This window comes from Anaerococcus hydrogenalis DSM 7454 (assembly GCF_000173355.1).
Taxonomy (GTDB): Bacteria; Bacillota; Clostridia; order Tissierellales; family Peptoniphilaceae; genus Anaerococcus; species Anaerococcus hydrogenalis.
Genome location: NZ_ABXA01000036.1, coordinates 21,057 through 43,103, shown reverse-complemented (window position 1 = coordinate 43,103; position 22,047 = coordinate 21,057). Strand labels below are relative to the sequence as shown.

Below are 22,047 nucleotides of genomic sequence, written 5' to 3'. Positions count from 1 at the left end.
TCTGTAACAATAATATTGCTACCTAATTCTAAATTAAAAAAAATCACTGTCAATATTTATAGCTAAGTGTTCTCCTAATTGTTTTACAGTTTTATCTGATAAATTTATTGATATATTTCTTTGTACCAAAGCATTTTCTATACTAATACTCTTATCCTTATAGTGTATTTTTGGATTTGTTGTAGTTGGTATTAAATTAATAATAGCTACATCCGTTTCTTCTACACCTTTTAGATAAAACGATTCTCCTAATTTTTTTGTAATCTTTTTACTAAACCACTTACCATATATATTGTTTAAAGTTATGGTGGCACTTCCTTGATACATCTTACTAATCTCTACATCTTCTAAAATCCCATAAAAATATCTATTATCTAATTCTATCCATGAAGGACTATCAGATTTTATTTCAGTTAGAATTTTATTTTCCAAATCTTCTTGTAAATTAAGATAATCTTGACATCGATTCTTCAAAACTAAACTTATTTTTATTAGTTTATTAGTTCTTGAAGTTCCAAAAAATGATGGATAATTATCAGCTCTTTCTTTATATAAGTTCACAATACTAAAAGGGCTGTATTCTACTTGAGATACTATCGCCCAATCATCAATGCGTTTATTATTTATAATAAGTTCATGCACCTAAAATACCTCCCTTTGTTTTCTTTTATACAATTCATTATCAAAATAAGGGGCTAGCTCTTTAGAAATTTTCGTTCCATCTATATAGAAATTAGGATCTTTATTTACTATAATCATAAGTATTTCTATTATCTTATTTAATAATTCTGTATCTTTTCCCGTATTCCAATCAATCATTTCTTGTAATTTAGAAATAGGAGTTACAGCTTCAGGACCTTTTTCACCGACTCCTTTTAATCCATCAACTGTATTAAAAATTGTAGGTTTATCAAATATCCCACCTTTTGCATACCAGTCTACCCCAATAGTTGGCACTCCCTGTTCAAGCCATTTTAATGGATTCATGCTTCCATCTATATAAAAATGTGGCATTGGTAAATGTGGCCAATTAAAACTAAAATTAAACATACTTTTTATTCTGTCTATAGCGTTTCTTACAGCATCTGCAGCTGAATTTATTGGAGTCATTATTGCAGTTTCAATTCCATTCCATATATGTGAAACTATCGATTTTACAAGATTAAATCCACCTTGAATAATATTCTTTATTGTATTTATTCTACCATCTACAATTGCCTTAATTGCATTCCATACACCACTTATTATATTTTTAATTCCATTCCAAACACTTGACCAGTCACCCTTTATAGCACCAGTTACAACTTGTAATATGCCTCTAACAACCTTCATTACACTTTTTATAATCTCTGACATAGTATTAAAGGCTATTTTTACAATATTCATAATGTTTTGACCAAAACTATTCCATAAGAAAGAAATTGTATTTACAAATTGATTAAATATTACTTTGACTAATTCAAATACCGAACTTATTATCTCCGAAATATAAGGCCAATTTTCTTTAACCCAATCTACAACATAATTAAATGCTGGTAAAAGAATTTCCTTAAATACATTTGATATAACATCTATAACTATTTTTACAGCTTCAAAAACACTTTCTATAACCTGACTAATTTGTGGCCAATTTTCTATAACAAAATCTACTATGCTTTTAAAAACGGGCAATAAATAATCTTTAAAAATATTAATAAATATGGTCACAGCTTCATTTATAACATTAAACACAACAGTCATAACAGACTGTATTAATGGCATATTAGAAAGTACCCAATCCAGAAACGACTGAAATAAAGGCATTACAGATACACCTATTTTAGCAACAATAGCTCCCAAACTTCTCTTAGCATTATCAAGTGTATCAGTAAACTTAACTGATGCATCTACAGCATCATCAGATAAAACAAGTCCCATATCTTCAGCTTGCTTTTTCAATTCCTCTACTGACTCAGCAGAACCATTTAATAAAGGCATAAGTTCAGAACCAGACCTACCAAGAAGTTCGTTGGCCAAAGCTGCCTTTTCAGCACCATCAGGCATACCTTGTAAAGCCTTAACAGTTATTTCAAAAGCCTCTTCAGGACTAGCATTCTTTAAATCATCAACAGATAATCCAATTCTTGAAAAAGCCTCAACAGCAGTTTGACTACCTTGTTTGGCATCATCAAGATTTTTATTCATTTTCTTCATACCACCTTGAAGAGATTCAATAGACATACCATTTTGTGAAAGAATATAGTCCCATTGTTGAAACCCCTTACGGCTCATTCCTATTTTTTGAGAAAGTTTATCTATCCTATCGCCTGTATCGGCAGCGTTTTTAGTAACCCCAAATAAGGCTGTCCCACCTGCAGCAGCTCCAGCAGTAATAGCAGCTCCCCATTTGGCAGCTGTCTTTATTCCCTTACCTAGACCCTGACCTAACTTTCCAGCAAGAGAGCCAGTTTTACTAATAGATTCGTTCGCTTTTTTATTGTCTACCATAATAGAACCAAATAATTTAAACAGTTCCATACTATCCCCCTTGCACCTTGTTTAAGATTTCTTTAACATCAACCATTATTTCATCTACACTTTTAATAGATCCTACACTTGGATTATCAGCGATTATTTTTGCTTTAAATTCCTCAAAACTTATAGAAGATTGATATGGTATCCATCTTCTAAAAATCTTATCATCTCTGATTCTTTCTACCATAACTCTAAGAATTATTTCTGATTCTAAATAATCCAAATTAAAAAAATACTCAATATTTGAGTATTCGTGTAAAATTAAATCTATTATTTTGTAGTAGTCTTCACTATATTTGATAGAGCTGATAAAAAATTTGAAAACCCCTCATCTTCTTTTAGCTTTTCAAGATAAGTATACACATTATTCAAATCTAAATTTAGGAAATCTTCTTTAGATATATTTTCATCTTCTAATAAATTCGACATAAAATCAGCTAGATCATCTTGAACCATATTATAATTTTCTACTAACTTTAAAAATAAGGAAGCTCCTACTGAATCAATATCATTTATGTTAGTATCTTTATCTACTCTAAGATTTAATTTCTTAACTATTTTAGAAGCTTTCCCTAGGTCTTTAAATTTTAAATTTCTCATTAAATAACCTCCTCTAATTTAGGATAATATATAGCAAATGGAACTTCTTTACTTTTCATATCAAAATGACCTACAAATTCCATTTCTATAACAAGCTCTCCCTTATCCTCAAAAGATAATTCCAACCCCTTTGTATTTAAGGCATTATAAACTTGAATTATAACAGGTTCATCACTACCAGAAATAGTACCAACCCAAGTTATATTATCTAAATAGTCCTTATCACTTATACACATTTTGCCTGTAACTTTCTTATAATTTTGAGGATTACTCTCTAAGCTTTCAACTTCTGAAGCCACTCCCAAAGATAAGGCCAAATTATTAGGGGTTACTTCTGCAACATTAGCACCGATAGTAACTTCCCATGACTCTAGAATTTTAGTTCCTTTCAAAGCTCCCCTCATTCCATCAAGTTCTATTTCTCTAAAAGTTGGTATAGCCTTGAAACTTCCTCCCCCTTTTGTAGCCCCAATTAATTTATTTTCTTTTATAGCACTATCAAAAGTATCTGATTTTATATCATAATTTTTAAAAAAAGCACCAGCGTCAAACACTAAGTGCTTTGTTGTATTTGAGTTTAATCCATTAATAACTTTACAACTTCCCATTATTTCCCCTTTCTAGCTTGCAATTCAAAAGTGCAAGTCTTTCTTCTAAGCTTTTTATTAGTATCTTGTATATACGCTGTACTCAATAGATACATTACAAAATTAAGCTCATTATCTGTATATTTAAATTTATCTAACTTATCAATTAATCTTTCTGAAATATCATCTATATTTTTACTTGTCAAATTAAAATCCCATACATCAAAATCAATCTGCATAGTGTGAAGACCTTCTCTATAAATATCCATGCTTATTGTCGACACAATATGTGGGAATACTTTATTTTCAGGAATAACATCAAAAGCAAGCTCAGATATATCATCTACTTGCTCTTTAATCACTTCCTTTATCTTTCTTATCATTCTCCATCACCTTCATCCTCACCACTCGGTACACTTGGATTTTCTTTATTTAACTCAGTTATATATTGACCTTGAATATCGTTTATAGTTTTAATGTTTTTAGCTACAGTATTTCTTAAAAGTCCCAACCTAGGATAATTATATTCACCAAGTTCTTGTTGAGTCATCCAGTTATGATTCTTAAATCCAACTTGTAGATCTAATTCTCTTTTTCTAGCCCAATACTGTACAGATTTATTTGCATAAGTTTTTTTAAATTTATTTTTTCTAACTAGACTCATTCGGCCTTTAACATAGTAAGGTCTGTAGGCATCATCAATTGCATTAGCTGTTTCTTTTGTAATAAATTTACCAACATCCCTATTAGCAGCATGAATTAATTCTTCGATAGTAAATTTAACATGGTCTACATTGGATTCAAAAGTTACACCATTCTTTTTTGTAACTTTCATTTTCGCATTAGGCCTTACCATGTTCTAAGCCTCCTACACAATTTAATTCTATTTCATTTCCTATCCTCTGAGTATTAACAATCTTCCATTTTTTACCTTCATACAAGAGTTCTTCTTCATTGTTATAGTCATAATAATCCGATAATCTAAACCTTAATTGTTTTTCAAATCCTTCTGACATAGCTTGTAAAGTTTCATTTAAATATATCCTATCCATTCTAGCAAAGACTTCTCTTTGTTCCTGATGTTGAATAGTATCTCCATATTTATCAATAACTTCTTTTTTATTACCTAGTAAAATAATTATCTCACTATACATTTTTGCTATTCCTATAATCTTCACACAAACTTAAAGCATTTCTCAAACTCTCATAAGCATTCCTATACCTATCAGCTTGATTTTCAAAATTATATTGCCAGCGAAGGAATAGCTTTATAGATTTTTCCAATAACACATCAGATTTATTAACATCAATACCTACTCTTTTAAGATCTAGCTTACAAGCCTCTATATTATCTCGTATATCTTCATCTAATTTTGAATGAGAAATCCTCAAATCTTTTTTTATTTTCTCAAGGCTTAATTCTTCTTGCATAAATCCTCCTATTTTTTGGAAGGACCACTCTTTTTATTTGTGCTTTTTATTTGTTTAATTTCTTCAAAGAATTTTCTTCCAATTTCTTTCTCTCTTTTTTTCATTTCTTCAAATCTTTCAGGAGAAACATTTATTGTTTCTCCTTCATCAACATTTCTATCAAAATCTTTATCAAAATATTTTTCTAGAACTTTAACTTCTACCATAAAATTCTCCTTATATTGCAGGTTCAGCTGTTTCACTTATATTTATCAAAGCACCAGCATATATATTTTCCATAGCTCCACCAGCTAATAAATGACCAGCTATAGTGTAATCCCCAGTTTTTGCATCTCTTTCCCTTAATATTTCAAGAGGTGAGATTGTATTCCATAAAAATTGAGATGGATCTAAAATAAGAATTTCATTTTTGGCCAAAGCATCTTCTTGTTTAATTCCATTTCCTAATAGATTTCCCTTTATACCTTCTTGTAGATTAGTGATAAAGTTTACAGTTTGATTAGTATTTTCAAGTTTTGCAATAGAACCATAAATATCTGACCTATTGGCATATACATAGGTTGTACCAACTTCTTTCATGGAAGCTAGGGCATCTAATATCTTAGCTACTGTCAAGCCCTTATCAGCTTTTATAATATTTATTGAAGCTAATCCCTTACCCTTTCCATTAGTATTGTCAGTAGTATCTTTAATAGTACTAATTATTTTATCAGCCATAGCTTTTTCAATTCTTTTTCCTATTTCATTTACAATATAAGATTCAAAAGCATCAATAGCCATATTCATTAATTCGTAGGATACTTTTATATGTTTAGATATTTTTCCTCCAGAAATTAATACCTCTACAAATTCATTTTGCTCATCTTCATTTTGCTTACCTTCTGCAATTTCCTTGGCATCTCCAGCCTTTATTTCAATATGTCTAATCATTCTAAAAATTCCACCAGAATTTAATTTTTTAACATCACCAACAATTGGATGAGTTTCTCCAATCAAAGAATAGATTTTATTAGCAGTTTCTGTTGGTATTAAAACTTTTGAATTTTCTGTTGTATGTTGATATTCTCTTTTTTCAGCTGATGTTAATTCTTTTCCTTGTAAAGTTTTTAACCAAGCTGATCTATAAAGTTTTTCATTCATATTTCTATCCTCTTCCCCTTTATCAATTTTATTTTCATTAATGACAATTCCTTTTCTACCTTCAGCAATATCTTCTAGAAGTTTATTTCTTTTCGCATTTCTATCTTCTATATTCTTTTTCTTTTCTAATAAAGTTCTTTTTTCTTCAATTAATGAATTTGATTTTTCTTCAATCTCATCAACATCTGCATCATCTTTACTCAAATCTTCTTGTAAACTTGTTAATTCTGCTTTGATTTCATCTAATCTTTTTAATATTTCTTCTAAATTCATTTAAAACTCCTTTTCCAATTTAATCTTTAATTCTAATTTCCTTCTTTTTTCTTGCTCTTTAGATCTCTCCGTCTCAATTTCATCAATCACTCCGTCAACGAAATTTCTAGCATTTATTTCAGTATCGTTATTAGCTGGTATTCCAACAGCCGATACATCATAAACTTTACTAATATTTTCATGAACTATAGTTCTTGTCTTTTTATCAAAATAGTAGTCACCAGTTTTAAAAGACCAACTCATTTTAGTAATTAGACCACTTTTTATATCTTCATATAAACTTCTAGCTTGATCATTACTAGACAAATCAGCCTCTATAAACATACCTACATCATCAAAAGAAATTTTAAGAGTATTATTAGATGTTCTTGCAAATACCCTACCCTGATGGTCATAGAGCATAATTACATCAGATAAATCTGAGTCTTTAAAACATCCTTTCCTAAATTCCTCCAAAATTTCTCCATCTTGGTCTTCATAAAGTACATAAGGCTTATACTTCATTGCATATCCACGCACTAAAAAATCAGAGTTTGAATTTTCATTAACTCTGACTTCTAATGGGTTCATTATTCTAAATTGCCTATTATTTAATTTATCTTTTGGTATATTCTTACTCAAATTATCATCTCCATTCTTACAAATATATCATCTATTTAATCATCAGACTCCTCTAACTCATTATGTTCTATTTTATCCTCATCAAGTTTTTGAGTTTCTGAATATTCTTTTCTTATATAGTATTTATCACCTCCATCAACTGGAGCCATATTATATATTTCCCTACCTTGATTGTGAGTTAAGAACCCTCTATCAAATAATTGTGTTACAGTTTGCAATTTCTCTGTTGGTGATAAATATTGTAATCTATTAGCCGTTAAAATTATTTCATTTCCATTTGCTAACTCTCTTTCAGTAAAAGTCATATTAGTATGCACTTGACTAGCTTGAATGGCAAAAGGTTCAATCCTACCTTCATAATATGCTGCCCATTCTTGTGAATTAAAATTATTTTGTAAGATTTTATCGTTAGTACCAAAGTGAGTATAAACGCTATCTTTTATCTGTTGCATTTGCTTATCATCAATAGTAAAAGGTCTTGAAACAACTTGTTTAATCTCTCTATACTTATTATCAAAGATCATCATGCCAGTATCATTTCTTTCAAGATTCATTCTGGAAAATCTTTGCTTTTCCTTTTCCAAATCATCATCTCTAATAGTATTTGCTAATTGACCCATAAATCTAATAGAAGCACTATTTTTTATAGCCTCTCTTAAACCTTGTTCTTGGGTATGCATTAAGTCCAAGGTAGACTTTAATGTTTTATTACTATCTCCAAAAATCTCATCTTTAAATTGAAACTGGTTCATTACTCCCATTTCTGAAAGAGGTAAGGCTCTTTTCTTACCTAGAAAATAAAATACAATATAAAATTCCCCATTATATTCTGCTATCTTCCCATCATCAGCTAATATAGGATAGTATCCACTTATTTTTTGTGTAAGTTCATCTCTAATAGGAACAATCAAAACATTATTTGTTACCATAAATATTGTGGCCAATCTATATAAATACTTACCAGTTTGTAAAATCTCATTAGCATTAGTTTTTAATTTTCTTTTTAAAACAGGGTTAGCACTTCCCTTAACTTCCATATTCAATTTACTAACATGAGTTGCAAAAGAATGAATCACACTTCTAGTTAAGTCCATTTCATATATACTTCCTTCAAAAGAGGTAAAACTTGGAGTATAACCATTTATTAAGCTAAAATATTCATCCACTAACTTCTCAGTATTAACTTTTTTAGGTTTTAATAACTTGTCAAAAAATCCCACTATCCACCTCCTTATATGATATTTAAATAGTCATCAATATGTCTTTTATATGTTATATATGCATCCAATAAACTAGCAGTACCATCAATTCTTCTTAACTTAGAATATCCTTTCTTAGGTTGAATATTACCTTTATTATCTTGTTGAATAACCGTATTAGCCAAACACCATTTAAGAATAGGATTATTATTATAATTTATCCTTTTAGCTTTCAAATCGGCCTCTAACTCTTTCATGGGATTTGATAATACCTTGAAAACTTGTCTTACTTCTTCAACAGAATTCTCACCATATTCTTCCTTGGTTCTTTTCATCAAGATATCTGCACCCCAAATATCAAAACCAGTCCATAAGGGGATAAAATCATTATTATCCTTAGCAAAATCCCTAGCCCAATAAAATAAAAATTCTTGATCTATCTTATTACCAGGTACATACGTAACAAGTCCTCTTTTTCTCCACTTATCATAAGGAACTTTATCATCTATTATTTTTTTCTCAGCAACTTCTTCTGGTATAAAGTATTGCTGGTAAATGTATATTTGCTCATCTCCATATATCCTAAATAAAAAAGTCAAGCAAGTTAAATCGGTAGTACTAGATACATCCCAACCACCGATAGCATATCTAGGCTTTAACTTCTTTAAATCAAATGTTTTTTCGTTATTTATATCATCTAAGCTTAACCATGATTGTGAATCAGTTTCTCTTATATTACAATTTTTAGTTAAGAAAGATTTTAAATACATACTCTTATTGGCCTTAGTTCTTTCCCACTCATCTCTTAACGATTTTTCATTTCTTATGGTACCTAAACCAGGATTTGCTTTTATAAGCTTACTAAAATCTTTCCATTCTTCCTTTTTATCTAATTCATAAATAAAAAATATACTTCTATCATCTTTAAATCCTTCTTGAGTTAATACATTACTTCCCTCTTCATAAATTTGATCATATAAATCTTCTCTTATAGTTCCAGCAGTTGATGTTATTAATGATAATGGTTGATCACGATTATCCATACCACGATACATAATGTCATATAATTGGTAACCATTTTTCCATTGGTGAATCTCATCCATTACAACAAAGTGAACATTTAACCCATCTAAAGTATCACTGTCAGAGGCAACAGCTTTAAAACTACCATCATTAAATCCTGTGACCATATCATTAACCAAGGTCTTAACATATTTTCTCAACCAAACATCTTTTCTAACCATTTTTTTAGCCGTATCCCAAACTATTTTTGCTTGATCCTTTTTAGTAGCTACAGCATAACATTCAGGTCCACCTTCATTGTCAGCAATCAACATATATAATCCTATAGCACTAGCTAATAATGATTTTCCATTTTTCTTAGCTATTATTAATACAGCTCTTTTACATCTTCTAAGGTTAGTTTTTTTATATACTATTCCAAATATAGCTGCTATAAAAGCTTTCTCCCATAAATCCAAAACTACTAATTTACCAGCAGTTTTACCTTTTATGTTCCTACAAAAGTTTTCTACAAATTCTATAGCATGATTACTTTTTTTATAATTAAAATAGACATCACTTGTAATATCAGTAATGTCCCTAGCTAACCTATTTAGTTGTATATGAATCTTTTTATTTATCTTCTCTGGGTTTTTATTTGCCCATTCCCAATATTCTATCAATGGGTTATAGTTGTCATCATAACTTATCATCTTTTTTGTAAAAATTGACTTAGAGTATCTAGTTCATCAGTTTGAGGACTTATTTTGTTTATATAATCATCAAGTTGTTTAAGTGTAGAATTGTATCTTTGTATCATTGTGTTATATGATTTCAAGGCAGGATTTTCTCTGGTAATTGAATACTCACCTTGTGGCATTTCTGTTACTACACCATTAGCATTAACCTCTTTTTTCAAATCTTCAAGAGTAATTTTCATAAAGGCAAGCTCATTAACCATGTTCATTGCCATTCTCTTTTCTTCTGTATCTAAGTCTTTTATAAATTTTCTAAATTTATTAATCTCTTTTTTTATCCTTTTATCTTGTTCTAAGTTTGTCAAATTTAATCTCCTTTCTTAAAAAATTAGGGTGGGGGTTATGGCAAATCTCCTGTGCATTAAATGAATGTTGGGCGTCGCTCGATTTGATTGATTTATTTGTTTCTAGACAGGGGGAGGTTCTAAGTTTAGTTTTTATTTTTAGCATTCACTTATAATTGGGTTTCCATTGTCATCAAAAATTATTATTCGTCTATCCTTTGTGAAAGTTTTTTTATTGTGACATTCTATGCATAGTAACTGTATATTGTCATGGTTTAAGCTTATATTAGGATCATTAACATTTACTTCATCTAATTCAATTATATGGTCGCATATTACACCCGGACTTTCTTTACATATCTCACATAGTCCACCGTCTTCTAATATTCGTTTACTTATGTAGTACTCTCTACATGTCTTCCATGCCTTACTGTCATAGAACTTTTTATTTTGGTCCTTATACTTTTTCAAATGTTATCACCACTTCATTTAATAATTTATATTTAGATATAAAAAAGACGAGTCTAAACTCGCCTTACTTGTATATGTTTTTCTATATCTAACAATATAGACTTGTAGTCATTAATATTTATAAATATCTACTAGCGTATTCATAAGTTTTAAAAATAATTTATAAACAATTAATCAATAGATTCAAAAACCATAGTAGCTTGAATTCTATCTCCACCCATTAAACCTTTACTGCCACCATTAGAAGTAGAAATAGTATGTAGTATGTAGTCTGTAGCCTTTAGCAGCCTGTTCATTAATAACCTTCTCCAACTCTTTAAGATTTTTAGAACCAGTACCAACAAGCTTTTCCTTAAGAGAAACCTGTAAAACAACGTAATCTTTCATATAATCCTCCTATATTTTTATATAATAAATATATCAAAAAATATAAGACTATACAATAAAATAAAACTTAATAACTAACCATTTCATCCAGACTGCTATAACAAATTATGAATAGTATCAACAACAACCAGAAATATATAATAATTAAGGAGGATAGCAGTCTGGATCAAACATTTAGGCATAAAAAAAGACGAACCTAATCGTTCGCCTTTAAAATGTATACACTTTTAATCTTACAAATAGTATACCATAAAATAGGAAATTTGTCCCACTTTTTATAAATTTTCTCTTCTAAGCCTAATCCATTCTTCAACTTCAAGCAAATCTTCTTCATTTGCCCAGTCCCTTATATAAGCCTTACAACCCGATTTGTTCCTAGACTTCTTCTTAACATCAGGATTCTTAGCATCCCATTTTCTACTAGCTCTAAGTTGAGCATCACTTGTTTTCTTCTCAGTCATACTACCTCCTATAAAAACTTTTTAAATAAGATAATAATCAAGATAAAAAGTCCCCAACCAATAATTCCTTGTATTTTCTCTTTTCTTGTAGTTTTCTTACATTCAAAATTGATTTTCATAAAAATTATAATATAATGATTATACCAACCAAGAGCTAAGAGCTCTTAGTTAGTTTAATTTTTATTTTGAAGATTACAATGTTGAGGTCGATTTCAATTTCTGTAATCTTCAATTTTTTTATGCCTTTAATCATTATATTATTTCCTCCTTTCATACTTATATTATACTACCGACTTATATTATAGTCAACACCTTTTTGAAAAAAATCAAATAAAAAAGAGTGGCAAACCACTCTAATCTCAATCATTATAAAGATATTTATTAAAAAATTATTAATTCAAAAAATCAAAAACTTTATAAACAGACTTCTTTAATTTTTCAATATCTTCATAATCTAACTTATAAATCATATCTCCATAAACTCTATGTATTGAAACCTCTCTGATTTTGCTAACCATAGCGAAAGCTTTTTCTTTACTAGGATTTTCTTGATATTTATTACAATAAATAGTAAAACCACCCCTATACTTCTTACCTGATTTCTTGCTTGTAATAGGTACTGCAACAAAAGTTTTATGCTCTTTATTAAAATCAGTTATAGCTATGGCATAATGTTTACCAGATAACTCCCCACCAGTTGATTTATAAAAATTTACTAAATATACACCAAATTTTTCAATATCCATTCTATCCTCATAAAAAAATTAGGTATGCCACAAGAGCATACCTTCGGTTAGCCTTAACTAATAAGGCTCTTTCTCCTTTAAAACCGTATCCTTAACGTATAAGGCTTTTGGTACTTATATAATACCACTAATAATAGTAAAATACAACTTATAAGCTAGTTTCACCTAATCATTATAAAGACTTTTATAAATGCTCAACAAAGCAGTATCACTCTTTCTCCAAATCATATTCTTAGACAAATCATACTTTCTAGCAATTCCTCTGATAGTATCGTGCTTATCACTATACTTATCATAAACCCAAAGCCTAAAAACAATAGACTGAAGCATATTATCATTAAGCTTAGCAATAGCATTAGAAATTTCCTCACAATCAAGTAGAATTTTTCTTATCTCATCCTCCAAAAATTTAATTTCATCAAGAATAAGTATAATTTTCTCCTCTTGGCTAGTTCCACCACTAAAAGTAGGATCAGAATCCGACCACCCACAACGGAGAGCATCAAGCCTGTCCCTTTTTTCCACAATTTCAGCCCTGATATCATCAATTAATTTAAGATTTTTTCCATAATTCGAAAGCCTAACCTTTACAATCTCAATATTTTCCCTACGCTTCCTACTTTCCCTAATCTTTCTATAATTCATCACTTCTCCTTAAAACTTATAAATAACTACCTACCAGAAGACCCAAAACCCTTGACACCTCTATCAGTATTACAATCAATCTCCAAATCTTTTTCCAAATCAACCATACTTTCTTTCCTAAAAACAAGTTGGCCAATCCTATCGCCTTTTTTTATTTCATAATCATTACCAGTTAAATTAGTAATAGAAGCCTTAATTTCACCCCTATAAGAAGTATCAATAAGACCCAAATTGCAAATTAAACCCCTACTAGAATTACCAGACCTTGCCCTTAAATCAGCATAAAAACCATCATCTAACTCCAAGAAAACACCAGTAGAAATAGTAGCAGTTTCCATTGGCTCCAATATCCTATCTTCAATAGCTCTTACATCATAGCCAATATCTCCATCTTTTTTACTTAATATGTAAGGTGCCTTGTACTTAATCACTAAAAACCTCCTCAAAATTATCATCAATTTTAAACTCTAATAAACACAAAAAACAATCTATATCTAAATCTTTAAAACCAAAATCATCTCTTAAAACATTAATTATTATATCTAAGTCAAAATCTAATTTATTTAAACAAGAAGTATTATTCATCTATAAATTCCTCCAAATAAATTTCAACCCTTGGAGAATCTTTATCATATAGGACTCTAGATCCATCATGAGATTTTATAATTTTAGAATTATCATCTCCAATTACATGAGCTTCAACTAAAATATCACAAGTTGCCTCTAGTAAATTTACAAGATCAACTCTATGATTAGTAGGCATATAATATAAACATTTAAGATTAATAGGAGTGGATAATTGCAACTTATCTTTTTTCTTAACTTGATATAAACATATGTTTTGATAATTAATAAACTCTTTACTCGGTACAATCCACTTACGCTTTCCTCGACCTACAATTCTTTGATGATTTTTCTTAGTAATAGGCCTACCATGCCAAACAATCTTTCTAATTAAGTTCATTGTTTACCTCTTAAAGCACAATTTTTCAAATCTTTTAATAAATTCCTTAGTTTTCATTCTTCCACCTCCACAACTTCCACCTTATAACCATTTTGTCTTCTACCAAGCCTTTGATTTCTCATTTTAAAATAAATAGCCATCTCAGACTTGCCAGTTTCCTTCGCCAACTCCTCAATAGACCTACCGACAGCAATTGGCCACTCCAATTCATCAGCAGTAACCATAAAATACAATTTTTCCATAACTCACCTAAAAAGGAATATTATCATCCTGAATTTCCACAAAATCATCACTAAAATAATCATCAATGCTTGTAATATTATTATGAGAATCAGCCTTATCCTTATCTCCACTAGCCTTTGAATCCAAAAACCTAACCCTATCAGCTCTTACATCAGTTGTATAAACCATCTTTCCGTCCTTGTCCTTGTATGAACCAGTTTGAATTTTGCCAACTATAGCACATAAAGAGCCTTTTTGGAGATACTTAGAACAAATCTCTCCCATCTTGCCCCATACAACTATCCTTGGAAAATCTGCCGTAGGATAATTATTTGCCTCTGCCTCTTCTCTTTTTTCCTTGCTCATTTCCCTATCCACAGCAAGTACAAAAGAACAAACACCAATATTAGACCTTGTATACCTAAGCTCAGGATCCTTAACAAGCCTACCTACTAGAGTCAAATTGTTAATCATCTATTTCTCCCCATTCATAATTTTTTTCTAGCTCATCTTCAGCCTTATCGAATTTACCAAGACAAGTCATTGCCATAGATTCAATTGATGGTAAATTAACCAAATCATCTTTATCTCCAAATTTTTCCCTTGCCTTTTCCAAATAAGTATCAATACTAGCTTGAATAAATCCAATTTCTATAGGATCAAACTCTACACTAATAACCATATCTCTTACATTATTCACTTTCTTTTTCATCCATTGCCTCCACTTCTTTCAAACAAAGACCAATCTCCCTCAAATCAAACTGAAAATCTCCAAAAGAAATTATTGACGTTTCTTCATCTTGCCTTATACTTACATAAATCTTTTTAGGTCTACCAAAACCCATAAACAAATTCTTAAAAAACCTATTAGTCTTAATCCTTAACAAAATTACTCCTATCCTAAAAACCTATAAACAATAATTCCAACAAAAGCCAAAACTGACACTTGCCCAAATACTAATCCAAAATCAAATCTAGAAAAATCTAACTTTATTGTTCCAAATCTTTTAAAACCAAAATAGCAAAAATCACCTACAAGTATCATCAAATTTAAATATTTAATAATTACAGGCACTATAAGCCCTCCACAAAATCTTTAAACTCTCCAGAATATTCAATAGCATCAAATATTTCTTCTTCCCCATTCCTATTAATAATCTCCAAACGGGCAGACTTATCTTCAACATCAACCCTACAAACCCTAAAAAAAATCAGTATTCAAAAATATAGCCGATTCATTTTCATATTTAATCTTTAAAAACATTTCTTCCTCCTAATTAAAAAAATCCATTTGCCCATCATCAATCTTGCCAATTTTTATGCACTTATCAGAAAGCTCAATAACCATATTATCTGTATCACTAGCTCCCTTATCAGAAAAAGACTTTTTCAAGCTTGATTTCACATTAAAATCAATAACGGGCTTTACAAAAGTCCTTATCTCAAAATCATCACCTTCTCTTGGTATTTTTACTTCATCATTAATAGCAGATAAGGAGATTTTTATATTTATATCTCCAGAACCAAATTCCCCCTTTAAAATTTTTACCATCACTGCATTAAGATGACTATCACAAGTTGCAAGAAACTCCTCAAATAAATTTGGATTTAAAATACTAAATCTTTCCATCTTTTTCTCCTAACATAATCTCTTTCTAAGTTTCAAATATATAGACCACCCGGTAAAATCATTATAAGTAGCCACTATTCCATTATCTTTATCGGTAATCTTGTAACCCTTATATATTCTCTCCCACCTTTGGATATCATAAGGATCTAGTGCATACTCTATTAATTTTTTCCTGGAATACTTGTGGTCATTAGTTCTTATATATGGTCTTTCTAAATTTTTACTGCAAGACCACCTTCTCCTATAGGTACAATGCCTAGCCAAATAATTTGCCAAACCTAAAATACCTGTATTCACATCCTCTTGTATTCTTTTACTATTAGCATAACCAATAGTATCTCCAATCTTTTCTCCCTTTTTTCTTCTCCTTCTCCATAAATTTTCTATCTCATCTCTTCCCAAGGAACTTTTAATAAGTAAATGGTGATGAAACCTAATAGACTCATCTTTACTTTTCTTTTCAGAAGTAACCACTATATACTTAAATTCAGGATCTAATCCCAAGGTTTTTATTCTTCTTCTAATCCTTAGAAAAAAATTAGTCATCTCCTTATTAGCCTCATCATAAGACTTAGGTAAATATTTATCTTTATAGGTAAGAGTTAAAAATATATCCCCTTCTCCAAAATTTGATTCAGCAAGCCAAATAAATTTTCTTCTAGCATTTTTATCATTAAGCTTATCCTGTTTTGGTAGAGATACTTTTTTCTTTTTACTCCTCTTAGATTTTTTCTTATCAAGTTGATTTTCATTTAAAGAATATAGATCAACTTCCATATATTTTTTTCCACAAACTATTTTCTTTTCTCTAATAAAATTTCTCATATATATAATTCCTCACGAATGTCGCAAAAGATAATACCCATTACAAGCACCTAAAGGAAGTAGAAACTTCCTTGAAAAATAGGCAATCTCCCTTGCAAAAAGAAATTCCAGAGGTATATTATATATGGAGATATACACACTGGATGAGGTCAATCGACCTCATTCTTTTTTTGCACAAAATTTACAACTAATATTTAAATGAATTTTAAATAAATCTTTCAATATCACCCTTAAAGATTCCTCTTCTTTTTAGTTCACATAAAACTAAAAAGTGCATATCAAAACAATCTTCATTACAACCATTCTTTCTAGGATTAATACCAGAACCAACCCCATTGAAATACTCTCCAAGAGAAATAACATCCTCATCATCAACATTAATTAAATTTTTCATAAACATAACTTGATTTTCTATCTTCATAAATATTCTCCAACTCATAATTCTTTTATATTTTCTACATACATTTCTATAGTCTTATCAATTAATATCCTTAGATTTTTCAGCATTTTTCAAAAACCAAGCACCACCCCCATCTCGACCGAGTGAAACGAGTGGAGAGATCTCTTGCCTTTTCAAAAACTCAAAACGTAGTATAATAATCCTATAAATATATTTCTAAAAAGCCGATTGCCTTCGGCTTATTTTTATGCCAAAAATGCCATTAAAGAAGCTAGAAACATCATCACAACACCTGCAGTCTTAATAGTTTCATTAGGCCCACCAATTGCCAAAAGCATTAACATAGCCACAATAGAAACACCCAAAACCTTATCCCTCATTCTTTCCTTTTCTGGTTTAGCAGTAAATCTTACACAAGCATCATCAAGCTTTCTTCCATCTAACATTTCAAAAACTTCACTTCTTTTTCTAATTTTTCTAGTTTTCTTCTTTTCCATCTTTACATCTCCCTTTCTAATAAAAAATTCTTAATATCTTCCTTGCTATAATAAATATTCCTATCCGATAACCTATAACAAGGTAGTCCATCAATTCTCATTTGTGTAAGTGTGTCAGATCCAATTCCCAAATATTCATAGACTTCTTTTTGCTTTAAAAAATCCTTATTTCTTATACTTTTCTTGTCATTTGTAATTCCATCTTTTATATCTAGGCTGTACATATACAGATTTTTACATAATTCTTTAAGCTCCAAATTCTCTCTTTCAAGTCCAAGCACTTCTTTTACAATCCTGCTTGTTTCCATTTCTTACTCCTTTCTTTTTCTTTGACATTTTTTACAGAACCAATCTCCAATCTGCTATAATAAAACCAGAGAGGAGAAAATATTATGAATAATTCAATAAAAGTTAAAGTTTCCGAATTGTACGAAATAGTTAAACAACTAAAAGACGATAATATGGATACCGTAAATCTAACTATTTTAGGAGAAGATTTGGAAGATGAAGAATATGATGATGAAGATGCCTACCTATATGCACCTGCACTATCATTTCAAGCCTTTTCCAAATCATCTGAATTTGCTATTGACTACGACCCCATAGATTCAGTCGAATAACTTATATAGCTCTGGATTAACTAGAGCTATCTACTTTTTAATACAGAATACTCCCTACTATCCCTATTCAAAAATACAATATTAAATTTAATATCTTTCCCAGTTCTTTTTCTCAAAATTCTCTTAAAATTTATAAATTCCTTTTGAATATCAAATTCCTCTTCCGTACTTTCTACAAAAACATTACATTCTAAATCAATAATATTTGAATCAAATTTCATAAAACCTCCATTAAATCATTCATCATTCGATACCTGGCAAGACTTATTAGAACAAGCATCAAGTGAGTACTTGATTTCAAAATTCGAATTGTAATTTTCTAAATCATTGACAGCTTTTTTCAAACCCTTAAAATGAAAATCAATTCTGTCAATGATTCTTTTAATTTCATCAAGCTTTTCCTTAGCTCCATCAGTATCTACACAAATCTCATAATTAAGACTTTTAATATTTTTGTCCATTCCACCTCCTTTCTAATCCTCATACAATAACCACCAATCAATCCTATAAAATTCACCAAGTTTTTTTGCGTATCTTACAGGCAATTCTAGATTGCCCTTTTCATACAAATAATAAGTATTAATATGACAACCCAAAATTTTTGAAACCTTATTTTTGCTCAGTCCTTTTTTTCTCCTATAAAAGTTCAATCTACCACTTGTAGTATCTTTCAATTTTACCTCCACAATATCTTGTATATAATATTTTTTTAAGTATAATATAACCATTACAACAAAAAGGAGATATTATGCCAGTAAATATAGACTTAGATGTAAATAAATTAGCAGATGATACATTAAGCCCTGTAGCCAAAAGAATATCTGAAACCATAATTTCCCTCTGGGATTTAACTTTTGGTCGAATTGATAACGTTAATAAGAAGTATCAGCTTAAAAAAGATAAAGAACTAAAAGACTATAAAGAACAATTAGAAAATGAAATCAATCAAATTGATCCTGATAATCTTAAAGAACCAGATTTATCAATTATAGGTCCCGCATTAGAAAGTTCAAAATACTATTTTGAAGAAGAACAACTTCGTTCAATGTTTGCAAAATTAGTTGCCTCATCAATGGATAAATCTAAATCCTCAAAAGTAAGAACATCTTTCACAAACATTATTCAACAACTAAATAAAGTAGATGCACTAAACCTTTTGTCATTCGATTATAAGAGTAGAAAGCCAATTGCTAGAACCGAAATTGGATATAATTCTTATAAATTTATAAATGACAAAAGATACCAATATATTTTTTTCTCAAATAGAATAATAGAACCTATGTCAGATGTAATGTCTGCGTCGATTGATAATCTACAAAGACTAGGACTAGTTGAAGTTTCTTTTGATAGACACTTTTCAGATAATTCTATTTACAACAAATTCCAAGATTATGATTATATTTCTTCATATACCTCGGCATACCCAAAGTCTGGAGATGGAATCCTTAAAATTGAAAAAGGAGTAATATATCTAACAAACTTAGGCTCACAATTTATTGATATCTGTCTTTAAGATAATTTCTAACTACATCTAGAGTTAAATCTTTAATATCATTAAGAAATTCTTTATTATCCCTATCTAGCTTTTTTAAAAGTTTTAAATTATTTTTAACCACTAGATATGCTGAAAATGAGCTTATGATTAAAGAGATAATCAAACTTATCAAAATACATTCCATTCCCCCTCCTTTCTTTTTATCCATCTTTTTTTACACCAGCAAATTAAATCTCCATGACTTTATTTTTAAATAGTTTCTTATTGTGTAACTTCTTCAGCAAAAAAAATTTCCACAGGATTATCAATATCTAAATAATCAATTAATTTATAAATTTCATTAGAGTTTAAAATTCCTTTTTTTAATTTATTAGTCATGGTGTTATCACTTATATTTAGCATTCGTGCAATATCTTTTTGTGTTTTACCCTTTTCAACAAATATAGCTTTTAATTTTTTTACATTTATCAAAAATATCATCACCTCTCTTATTTGTTTCTTATTACGTAACATAATAATACCATCTAATAAGTATCGTGTCAAGATAAATTTGTAATCAATCATAAAATATTTGTATCTTGATACGAAATGTTATATAATCATATTAACAATCAATAAGGAGCAAGTATGAAGTTAGCTGATAGAATAAAATATAAGAGAAATCAATTAGGTAAAACTTTAGAAGAAGTTGGACAAAAGGTTGGAGTTACAAAAGCTACTATTCAACGATACGAAAATGGAAATATACAAAATATTCCATCAGATAAAATCGAATTATTAGCAGCAGCTTTAAATACAACACCAGCTTATTTAATGGGATGGGAAGACGATAAAGACAAGGAAAAAGATAAAATCGACCTATCAAATATACCAGGAGTAATACCAGTAAAAAAAATAATAAAAATTCCTATACTTGGGCATATCCAATGTGGTAAACCAGTAATGTCCGTAGAAAACTATGAAGGATATTTCACAGCAGACCCAGAAATGATAAACTCAGACTTTTGCCTTTATGCTGATGGAGATTCAATGATAGATGCAGGTATTCATGAAGGAGATTTAGTTTTTTTCAAACAAACACCACAAGTAGAAAACGGATCTATAGCGGCAGTTTTTATTGATGATACAACTACTTTAAAAAGATTCTACAAAAAAGAAAATCAGATAATACTTCAACCCGAAAATAAATCCTACTCTCCTATAATAATTAATTTAGATGAATCAACTAATATTAGAATACTTGGTGAAATGGTTGGAATGTATGTTAAGGGGAGTAAATAAACAAATATACAATCTCCAAGGGGATTTTATATAAATACATAAAAAAGAAAGGAGGTAATATGGTAGATTTTAAAAAAGAAGAATTTAAAGATGAGTTTATAGTATTCAAAAATGACACAATAGCAAGTCTGGAAAATTACATAAATAATTCACTAGATGAAAATCAAAAAAGATGTGCTTCTATAGTTTATTGGCTTAATGATTATATAAACTATTTAAGTTTTGAAAATAAATTCAGTGCAAATTATTTGCCAGTCTATAAATACGGAGCAGTTATAGATGTCAACCTTGGATTTAATGTTGGAGATGAATTCGGAGGCAAACATTATTGCGTAGTTTTAAATAAACACGATAACAAAAGAAATAAATTATTAACAATTGTTCCCCTATCATCATTAAAAAGTAATAAAACCATAAAAGATTTAAATAGATCCGAAATCTATTTAGGTACAACTTTACATGATTTATTAGACTTAAAATTTAAAACTGAAATAAATTTATATAATGAAATGCTTAAAGATTTAAAAGAGAAGGGAAATCAAGTAAAAAAAGAAATGAATTCTACTTCTGAAGATAAGGATATAGAGATTAAATCTGAATCATTCGGAGCATATCTGAAAAAAGTTAAAAAAACTACTAAAAAATTAAATTCTGGTATAAAAAAATCCAAAAATAGATTAAATAAAATAGAGCATTTAAAAGAAGGTAGTTATGCACGTTGTTCCCAAATAACTACAATCTCCAAAATGAGAATATTTGATCCAAAAAATAATAATGATGCATTAATAGATATACAACTACCTCAAGAAAATATGATGGACATAAGCAAAACTATTCAAAAACTATTTCTTGAAAAAATTTAAAAACTAATGTATACTATAAGCATGAGATGACCATTAGGGATCATCATTTTTAAAAAAGATGCGACACAAACGTAAGTGTCATAAAGCGGGGAACATTAGTTCTCCGCTTTTTTTTATACGAATAAAGACTC

General features: G+C 29.4%; 42 protein-coding genes. 4 read left to right on the top strand and 38 right to left on the bottom strand.

Annotated elements, in window-relative coordinates:
• Positions 1-33 precede the first annotated feature (33 nt).
• The 33 genes from ANHYDRO_RS06210 to ANHYDRO_RS06055 form a co-directional block, all read right to left on the bottom strand.
• Positions 34-561: a hypothetical protein gene (locus ANHYDRO_RS06210; protein ID WP_148315692.1), complete on the bottom strand. Its 528-nt coding sequence runs from the start codon at positions 559-561 to the stop codon at positions 34-36.
• A gap of 81 nt (positions 562-642) precedes the next feature.
• Positions 643-2,517: a phage tail protein gene (locus ANHYDRO_RS06205; RefSeq protein WP_004814620.1), complete on the bottom strand. Its 1,875-nt coding sequence runs from the start codon at positions 2,515-2,517 to the stop codon at positions 643-645.
• A 1-nt stretch (position 2,518) separates the two neighbouring features.
• Positions 2,519-2,737 carry a hypothetical protein gene (locus ANHYDRO_RS06200; protein WP_004814618.1) on the bottom strand — a complete coding sequence of 73 codons (219 nt, stop codon included), beginning with the start codon at positions 2,735-2,737 and terminating at the stop codon, positions 2,519-2,521.
• 47 nt (positions 2,738-2,784) lie between these two features.
• Positions 2,785-3,114, bottom strand: coding sequence for a hypothetical protein (locus ANHYDRO_RS06195; RefSeq protein ID WP_004814616.1), 330 nt, complete (start codon positions 3,112-3,114; stop codon positions 2,785-2,787).
• Positions 3,114-3,722, bottom strand: a complete 609-nt coding sequence (locus ANHYDRO_RS06190; RefSeq protein ID WP_004814615.1) for a hypothetical protein — start codon at positions 3,720-3,722, stop codon at positions 3,114-3,116. Before ANHYDRO_RS06190 ends, ANHYDRO_RS06195 begins: the two co-directional genes overlap by 1 nt.
• Entirely contained in the window at positions 3,722-4,084 is a 363-nt protein-coding gene (locus ANHYDRO_RS06185) for a hypothetical protein (RefSeq protein ID WP_004814612.1), read from the bottom strand. The genes ANHYDRO_RS06190 and ANHYDRO_RS06185 overlap by 1 nt, the downstream gene beginning before the upstream one ends.
• On the bottom strand, positions 4,081-4,557 hold the full coding sequence (locus tag ANHYDRO_RS06180; protein ID WP_004814611.1) for a hypothetical protein: 477 nt from the start codon (positions 4,555-4,557) through the stop codon (positions 4,081-4,083). Before ANHYDRO_RS06180 ends, ANHYDRO_RS06185 begins: the two co-directional genes overlap by 4 nt.
• Positions 4,544-4,855 carry a phage head closure protein gene (locus tag ANHYDRO_RS06175; protein ID WP_004814609.1) on the bottom strand — a complete coding sequence of 104 codons (312 nt, stop codon included), beginning with the start codon at positions 4,853-4,855 and terminating at the stop codon, positions 4,544-4,546. The genes ANHYDRO_RS06180 and ANHYDRO_RS06175 overlap by 14 nt, the downstream gene beginning before the upstream one ends.
• Entirely contained in the window at positions 4,848-5,132 is a 285-nt protein-coding gene (locus ANHYDRO_RS06170; protein ID WP_004814608.1) for a phage head-tail connector protein, read from the bottom strand. The genes ANHYDRO_RS06175 and ANHYDRO_RS06170 overlap by 8 nt, the downstream gene beginning before the upstream one ends.
• An 8-nt stretch (positions 5,133-5,140) precedes the next feature.
• On the bottom strand, positions 5,141-5,338 hold the full coding sequence (locus ANHYDRO_RS06165; RefSeq protein WP_004814605.1) for a hypothetical protein: 198 nt from the start codon (positions 5,336-5,338) through the stop codon (positions 5,141-5,143).
• Between the two features lie 10 nt (positions 5,339-5,348).
• Positions 5,349-6,545: a phage major capsid protein gene (locus tag ANHYDRO_RS06160; RefSeq protein ID WP_004814604.1), complete on the bottom strand. Its 1,197-nt coding sequence runs from the start codon at positions 6,543-6,545 to the stop codon at positions 5,349-5,351.
• Positions 6,546-7,166, bottom strand: coding sequence for an HK97 family phage prohead protease (locus tag ANHYDRO_RS06155; RefSeq protein WP_004814603.1), 621 nt, complete (start codon positions 7,164-7,166; stop codon positions 6,546-6,548). It lies immediately after the preceding gene.
• 35 nt (positions 7,167-7,201) lie between these two features.
• Positions 7,202-8,386 (bottom strand): phage portal protein, encoded by a 1,185-nt coding sequence (locus ANHYDRO_RS06150; protein ID WP_004814600.1) that lies wholly within the window; start codon positions 8,384-8,386, stop codon positions 7,202-7,204.
• Between the two features lie 11 nt (positions 8,387-8,397).
• Positions 8,398-10,080: a terminase large subunit gene (locus ANHYDRO_RS06145; protein WP_004814599.1), complete on the bottom strand. Its 1,683-nt coding sequence runs from the start codon at positions 10,078-10,080 to the stop codon at positions 8,398-8,400.
• Positions 10,077-10,430, bottom strand: coding sequence for a hypothetical protein (locus tag ANHYDRO_RS06140; RefSeq protein WP_004814596.1), 354 nt, complete (start codon positions 10,428-10,430; stop codon positions 10,077-10,079). Before ANHYDRO_RS06140 ends, ANHYDRO_RS06145 begins: the two co-directional genes overlap by 4 nt.
• A gap of 138 nt (positions 10,431-10,568) precedes the next feature.
• Positions 10,569-10,880, bottom strand: coding sequence for an HNH endonuclease (locus ANHYDRO_RS06135; protein ID WP_004814595.1), 312 nt, complete (start codon positions 10,878-10,880; stop codon positions 10,569-10,571).
• A 170-nt stretch (positions 10,881-11,050) separates the two neighbouring features.
• Entirely contained in the window at positions 11,051-11,176 is a 126-nt protein-coding gene (locus tag ANHYDRO_RS11200) for a hypothetical protein (RefSeq protein WP_004814593.1), read from the bottom strand.
• Between the two features lie 366 nt (positions 11,177-11,542).
• Positions 11,543-11,728 (bottom strand): hypothetical protein, encoded by a 186-nt coding sequence (locus ANHYDRO_RS06125; protein WP_004814592.1) that lies wholly within the window; start codon positions 11,726-11,728, stop codon positions 11,543-11,545.
• 392 nt (positions 11,729-12,120) lie between these two features.
• Positions 12,121-12,474: a type II toxin-antitoxin system PemK/MazF family toxin gene (locus ANHYDRO_RS06120; RefSeq protein ID WP_004814589.1), complete on the bottom strand. Its 354-nt coding sequence runs from the start codon at positions 12,472-12,474 to the stop codon at positions 12,121-12,123.
• A gap of 165 nt (positions 12,475-12,639) precedes the next feature.
• Positions 12,640-13,119 carry a hypothetical protein gene (locus ANHYDRO_RS06115; RefSeq protein ID WP_004814587.1) on the bottom strand — a complete coding sequence of 160 codons (480 nt, stop codon included), beginning with the start codon at positions 13,117-13,119 and terminating at the stop codon, positions 12,640-12,642.
• A gap of 26 nt (positions 13,120-13,145) precedes the next feature.
• A complete protein-coding gene (locus ANHYDRO_RS06110; RefSeq protein ID WP_004814586.1) occupies positions 13,146-13,550 on the bottom strand; it encodes a dUTP diphosphatase in 405 nt (134 codons plus the stop codon).
• Positions 13,543-13,704, bottom strand: a complete 162-nt coding sequence (locus tag ANHYDRO_RS10055) for a hypothetical protein (protein WP_004814584.1) — start codon at positions 13,702-13,704, stop codon at positions 13,543-13,545. The genes ANHYDRO_RS06110 and ANHYDRO_RS10055 overlap by 8 nt, the downstream gene beginning before the upstream one ends.
• Positions 13,697-14,083, bottom strand: a complete 387-nt coding sequence (locus ANHYDRO_RS06105; RefSeq protein WP_004814582.1) for a RusA family crossover junction endodeoxyribonuclease — start codon at positions 14,081-14,083, stop codon at positions 13,697-13,699. The genes ANHYDRO_RS10055 and ANHYDRO_RS06105 overlap by 8 nt, the downstream gene beginning before the upstream one ends.
• A 53-nt stretch (positions 14,084-14,136) precedes the next feature.
• On the bottom strand, positions 14,137-14,325 hold the full coding sequence (locus tag ANHYDRO_RS06100) for a hypothetical protein (protein ID WP_004814580.1): 189 nt from the start codon (positions 14,323-14,325) through the stop codon (positions 14,137-14,139).
• Between the two features lie 7 nt (positions 14,326-14,332).
• A complete protein-coding gene (locus ANHYDRO_RS06095; protein ID WP_004814578.1) occupies positions 14,333-14,779 on the bottom strand; it encodes a single-stranded DNA-binding protein in 447 nt (148 codons plus the stop codon).
• Entirely contained in the window at positions 14,772-15,017 is a 246-nt protein-coding gene (locus ANHYDRO_RS06090; protein WP_004814575.1) for a hypothetical protein, read from the bottom strand. Before ANHYDRO_RS06090 ends, ANHYDRO_RS06095 begins: the two co-directional genes overlap by 8 nt.
• Positions 14,998-15,192, bottom strand: coding sequence for a hypothetical protein (locus ANHYDRO_RS06085; RefSeq protein WP_039914246.1), 195 nt, complete (start codon positions 15,190-15,192; stop codon positions 14,998-15,000). The genes ANHYDRO_RS06090 and ANHYDRO_RS06085 overlap by 20 nt, the downstream gene beginning before the upstream one ends.
• A gap of 8 nt (positions 15,193-15,200) precedes the next feature.
• Positions 15,201-15,380 (bottom strand): hypothetical protein, encoded by a 180-nt coding sequence (locus ANHYDRO_RS06080; RefSeq protein ID WP_039914244.1) that lies wholly within the window; start codon positions 15,378-15,380, stop codon positions 15,201-15,203.
• Between the two features lie 198 nt (positions 15,381-15,578).
• Positions 15,579-15,935 (bottom strand): hypothetical protein, encoded by a 357-nt coding sequence (locus tag ANHYDRO_RS06075; protein ID WP_004814570.1) that lies wholly within the window; start codon positions 15,933-15,935, stop codon positions 15,579-15,581.
• 9 nt (positions 15,936-15,944) lie between these two features.
• Positions 15,945-16,760 carry a rolling circle replication-associated protein gene (locus ANHYDRO_RS06070; RefSeq protein ID WP_004814568.1) on the bottom strand — a complete coding sequence of 272 codons (816 nt, stop codon included), beginning with the start codon at positions 16,758-16,760 and terminating at the stop codon, positions 15,945-15,947.
• A gap of 205 nt (positions 16,761-16,965) precedes the next feature.
• On the bottom strand, positions 16,966-17,181 hold the full coding sequence (locus ANHYDRO_RS06065) for a hypothetical protein (RefSeq protein WP_039914242.1): 216 nt from the start codon (positions 17,179-17,181) through the stop codon (positions 16,966-16,968).
• A 224-nt stretch (positions 17,182-17,405) separates the two neighbouring features.
• Entirely contained in the window at positions 17,406-17,657 is a 252-nt protein-coding gene (locus tag ANHYDRO_RS06060) for a hypothetical protein (RefSeq protein ID WP_004814563.1), read from the bottom strand.
• Between the two features lie 2 nt (positions 17,658-17,659).
• Positions 17,660-17,965, bottom strand: a complete 306-nt coding sequence (locus ANHYDRO_RS06055; RefSeq protein WP_004814560.1) for a MerR family transcriptional regulator — start codon at positions 17,963-17,965, stop codon at positions 17,660-17,662.
• An 84-nt stretch (positions 17,966-18,049) separates the two neighbouring features.
• Here ANHYDRO_RS06055 and ANHYDRO_RS06050 point away from each other — a divergent pair, with 84 nt between their 5' ends.
• Positions 18,050-18,277, top strand: coding sequence for a hypothetical protein (locus ANHYDRO_RS06050; RefSeq protein WP_004814558.1), 228 nt, complete (start codon positions 18,050-18,052; stop codon positions 18,275-18,277).
• 26 nt (positions 18,278-18,303) lie between these two features.
• Here ANHYDRO_RS06050 and ANHYDRO_RS06045 read toward each other — a convergent pair whose 3' ends face one another.
• From ANHYDRO_RS06045 to ANHYDRO_RS06035, 3 genes are read right to left on the bottom strand one after another with little or no spacing between them, the layout of a single operon-like run.
• Entirely contained in the window at positions 18,304-18,498 is a 195-nt protein-coding gene (locus ANHYDRO_RS06045) for a hypothetical protein (protein WP_004814556.1), read from the bottom strand.
• A gap of 15 nt (positions 18,499-18,513) precedes the next feature.
• The gene (locus ANHYDRO_RS06040) at positions 18,514-18,738 is read right to left on the bottom strand and encodes a hypothetical protein (RefSeq protein WP_004814554.1); all 225 of its coding nucleotides are present in this window, start codon (positions 18,736-18,738) and stop codon (positions 18,514-18,516) included.
• Positions 18,739-18,750: 12 nt separating this feature from the next.
• Positions 18,751-18,951 carry a helix-turn-helix domain-containing protein gene (locus tag ANHYDRO_RS06035; RefSeq protein WP_039914238.1) on the bottom strand — a complete coding sequence of 67 codons (201 nt, stop codon included), beginning with the start codon at positions 18,949-18,951 and terminating at the stop codon, positions 18,751-18,753.
• A gap of 74 nt (positions 18,952-19,025) precedes the next feature.
• Between ANHYDRO_RS06035 and ANHYDRO_RS06030 the strand changes: the two genes are divergently transcribed.
• A complete protein-coding gene (locus ANHYDRO_RS06030; RefSeq protein WP_004814550.1) occupies positions 19,026-19,790 on the top strand; it encodes a DUF4393 domain-containing protein in 765 nt (254 codons plus the stop codon).
• Here the strand turns inward: ANHYDRO_RS06030 and ANHYDRO_RS06025 are convergent.
• Both ANHYDRO_RS06025 and ANHYDRO_RS06020 read right to left on the bottom strand, forming a co-directional pair.
• Positions 19,771-19,956, bottom strand: a complete 186-nt coding sequence (locus ANHYDRO_RS06025) for a hypothetical protein (protein WP_148315691.1) — start codon at positions 19,954-19,956, stop codon at positions 19,771-19,773. The two genes, ANHYDRO_RS06030 and ANHYDRO_RS06025, sit on opposite strands and share 20 nt — an antisense overlap.
• A gap of 77 nt (positions 19,957-20,033) precedes the next feature.
• On the bottom strand, positions 20,034-20,336 hold the full coding sequence (locus ANHYDRO_RS06020; RefSeq protein ID WP_004814548.1) for a helix-turn-helix domain-containing protein: 303 nt from the start codon (positions 20,334-20,336) through the stop codon (positions 20,034-20,036).
• A 63-nt stretch (positions 20,337-20,399) separates the two neighbouring features.
• On the opposite strand from ANHYDRO_RS06020, the gene ANHYDRO_RS06015 reads away from it, so the two are divergent.
• A complete protein-coding gene (locus ANHYDRO_RS06015; protein ID WP_004814546.1) occupies positions 20,400-21,053 on the top strand; it encodes a LexA family protein in 654 nt (217 codons plus the stop codon).
• A gap of 59 nt (positions 21,054-21,112) precedes the next feature.
• Positions 21,113-21,916: a type II toxin-antitoxin system PemK/MazF family toxin gene (locus ANHYDRO_RS06010; protein WP_004814544.1), complete on the top strand. Its 804-nt coding sequence runs from the start codon at positions 21,113-21,115 to the stop codon at positions 21,914-21,916.
• Positions 21,917-22,047 lie beyond the last annotated feature (131 nt).

What these genes read in the sequence shown, in the direction of transcription:
- ANHYDRO_RS06145 (WP_004814599.1), bottom strand. Translation starts at nt 10,080, where the DNA reads ATGATAAGTTATGATGACAACTATAACCCATTGATAGAATATTGGGAA.
- ANHYDRO_RS06065 (WP_039914242.1), bottom strand. Translation starts at nt 17,181, where the DNA reads ATGAAGATAGAAAATCAAGTTATGTTTATGAAAAATTTAATTAATGTT.
- ANHYDRO_RS06055 (WP_004814560.1), bottom strand. Translation starts at nt 17,965, where the DNA reads ATGGAAACAAGCAGGATTGTAAAAGAAGTGCTTGGACTTGAAAGAGAG.
- ANHYDRO_RS10055 (WP_004814584.1), bottom strand. Translation starts at nt 13,704, where the DNA reads ATGAATAATACTTCTTGTTTAAATAAATTAGATTTTGACTTAGATATA.
- ANHYDRO_RS06040 (WP_004814554.1), bottom strand. Translation starts at nt 18,738, where the DNA reads ATGGACAAAAATATTAAAAGTCTTAATTATGAGATTTGTGTAGATACT.
- ANHYDRO_RS06015 (WP_004814546.1), top strand. Translation starts at nt 20,400, where the DNA reads ATGAAGTTAGCTGATAGAATAAAATATAAGAGAAATCAATTAGGTAAA.
- ANHYDRO_RS06045 (WP_004814556.1), bottom strand. Translation starts at nt 18,498, where the DNA reads ATGAAATTTGATTCAAATATTATTGATTTAGAATGTAATGTTTTTGTA.
- ANHYDRO_RS06050 (WP_004814558.1), top strand. Translation starts at nt 18,050, where the DNA reads ATGAATAATTCAATAAAAGTTAAAGTTTCCGAATTGTACGAAATAGTT.
- ANHYDRO_RS06175 (WP_004814609.1), bottom strand. Translation starts at nt 4,855, where the DNA reads ATGTATAGTGAGATAATTATTTTACTAGGTAATAAAAAAGAAGTTATT.
- ANHYDRO_RS06030 (WP_004814550.1), top strand. Translation starts at nt 19,026, where the DNA reads ATGCCAGTAAATATAGACTTAGATGTAAATAAATTAGCAGATGATACA.
- ANHYDRO_RS06205 (WP_004814620.1), bottom strand. Translation starts at nt 2,517, where the DNA reads ATGGAACTGTTTAAATTATTTGGTTCTATTATGGTAGACAATAAAAAA.
- ANHYDRO_RS06170 (WP_004814608.1), bottom strand. Translation starts at nt 5,132, where the DNA reads ATGCAAGAAGAATTAAGCCTTGAGAAAATAAAAAAAGATTTGAGGATT.
- ANHYDRO_RS06190 (WP_004814615.1), bottom strand. Translation starts at nt 3,722, where the DNA reads ATGGGAAGTTGTAAAGTTATTAATGGATTAAACTCAAATACAACAAAG.
- ANHYDRO_RS06120 (WP_004814589.1), bottom strand. Translation starts at nt 12,474, where the DNA reads ATGGATATTGAAAAATTTGGTGTATATTTAGTAAATTTTTATAAATCA.
- ANHYDRO_RS06185 (WP_004814612.1), bottom strand. Translation starts at nt 4,084, where the DNA reads ATGATAAGAAAGATAAAGGAAGTGATTAAAGAGCAAGTAGATGATATA.
- ANHYDRO_RS06180 (WP_004814611.1), bottom strand. Translation starts at nt 4,557, where the DNA reads ATGGTAAGGCCTAATGCGAAAATGAAAGTTACAAAAAAGAATGGTGTA.
- ANHYDRO_RS06090 (WP_004814575.1), bottom strand. Translation starts at nt 15,017, where the DNA reads ATGAAAAAGAAAGTGAATAATGTAAGAGATATGGTTATTAGTGTAGAG.
- ANHYDRO_RS06060 (WP_004814563.1), bottom strand. Translation starts at nt 17,657, where the DNA reads ATGGAAAAGAAGAAAACTAGAAAAATTAGAAAAAGAAGTGAAGTTTTT.
- ANHYDRO_RS06105 (WP_004814582.1), bottom strand. Translation starts at nt 14,083, where the DNA reads ATGAACTTAATTAGAAAGATTGTTTGGCATGGTAGGCCTATTACTAAG.
- ANHYDRO_RS06100 (WP_004814580.1), bottom strand. Translation starts at nt 14,325, where the DNA reads ATGGAAAAATTGTATTTTATGGTTACTGCTGATGAATTGGAGTGGCCA.
- ANHYDRO_RS06070 (WP_004814568.1), bottom strand. Translation starts at nt 16,760, where the DNA reads ATGAGAAATTTTATTAGAGAAAAGAAAATAGTTTGTGGAAAAAAATAT.
- ANHYDRO_RS06095 (WP_004814578.1), bottom strand. Translation starts at nt 14,779, where the DNA reads ATGATTAACAATTTGACTCTAGTAGGTAGGCTTGTTAAGGATCCTGAG.
- ANHYDRO_RS11200 (WP_004814593.1), bottom strand. Translation starts at nt 11,176, where the DNA reads ATGAACAGGCTGCTAAAGGCTACAGACTACATACTACATACTATTTCT.
- ANHYDRO_RS06020 (WP_004814548.1), bottom strand. Translation starts at nt 20,336, where the DNA reads ATGATTGATTACAAATTTATCTTGACACGATACTTATTAGATGGTATT.
- ANHYDRO_RS06160 (WP_004814604.1), bottom strand. Translation starts at nt 6,545, where the DNA reads ATGAATTTAGAAGAAATATTAAAAAGATTAGATGAAATCAAAGCAGAA.
- ANHYDRO_RS06075 (WP_004814570.1), bottom strand. Translation starts at nt 15,935, where the DNA reads ATGGAAAGATTTAGTATTTTAAATCCAAATTTATTTGAGGAGTTTCTT.
- ANHYDRO_RS06010 (WP_004814544.1), top strand. Translation starts at nt 21,113, where the DNA reads ATGGTAGATTTTAAAAAAGAAGAATTTAAAGATGAGTTTATAGTATTC.
- ANHYDRO_RS06125 (WP_004814592.1), bottom strand. Translation starts at nt 11,728, where the DNA reads ATGACTGAGAAGAAAACAAGTGATGCTCAACTTAGAGCTAGTAGAAAA.
- ANHYDRO_RS06195 (WP_004814616.1), bottom strand. Translation starts at nt 3,114, where the DNA reads ATGAGAAATTTAAAATTTAAAGACCTAGGGAAAGCTTCTAAAATAGTT.
- ANHYDRO_RS06025 (WP_148315691.1), bottom strand. Translation starts at nt 19,956, where the DNA reads ATGGAATGTATTTTGATAAGTTTGATTATCTCTTTAATCATAAGCTCA.
- ANHYDRO_RS06115 (WP_004814587.1), bottom strand. Translation starts at nt 13,119, where the DNA reads ATGAATTATAGAAAGATTAGGGAAAGTAGGAAGCGTAGGGAAAATATT.
- ANHYDRO_RS06165 (WP_004814605.1), bottom strand. Translation starts at nt 5,338, where the DNA reads ATGGTAGAAGTTAAAGTTCTAGAAAAATATTTTGATAAAGATTTTGAT.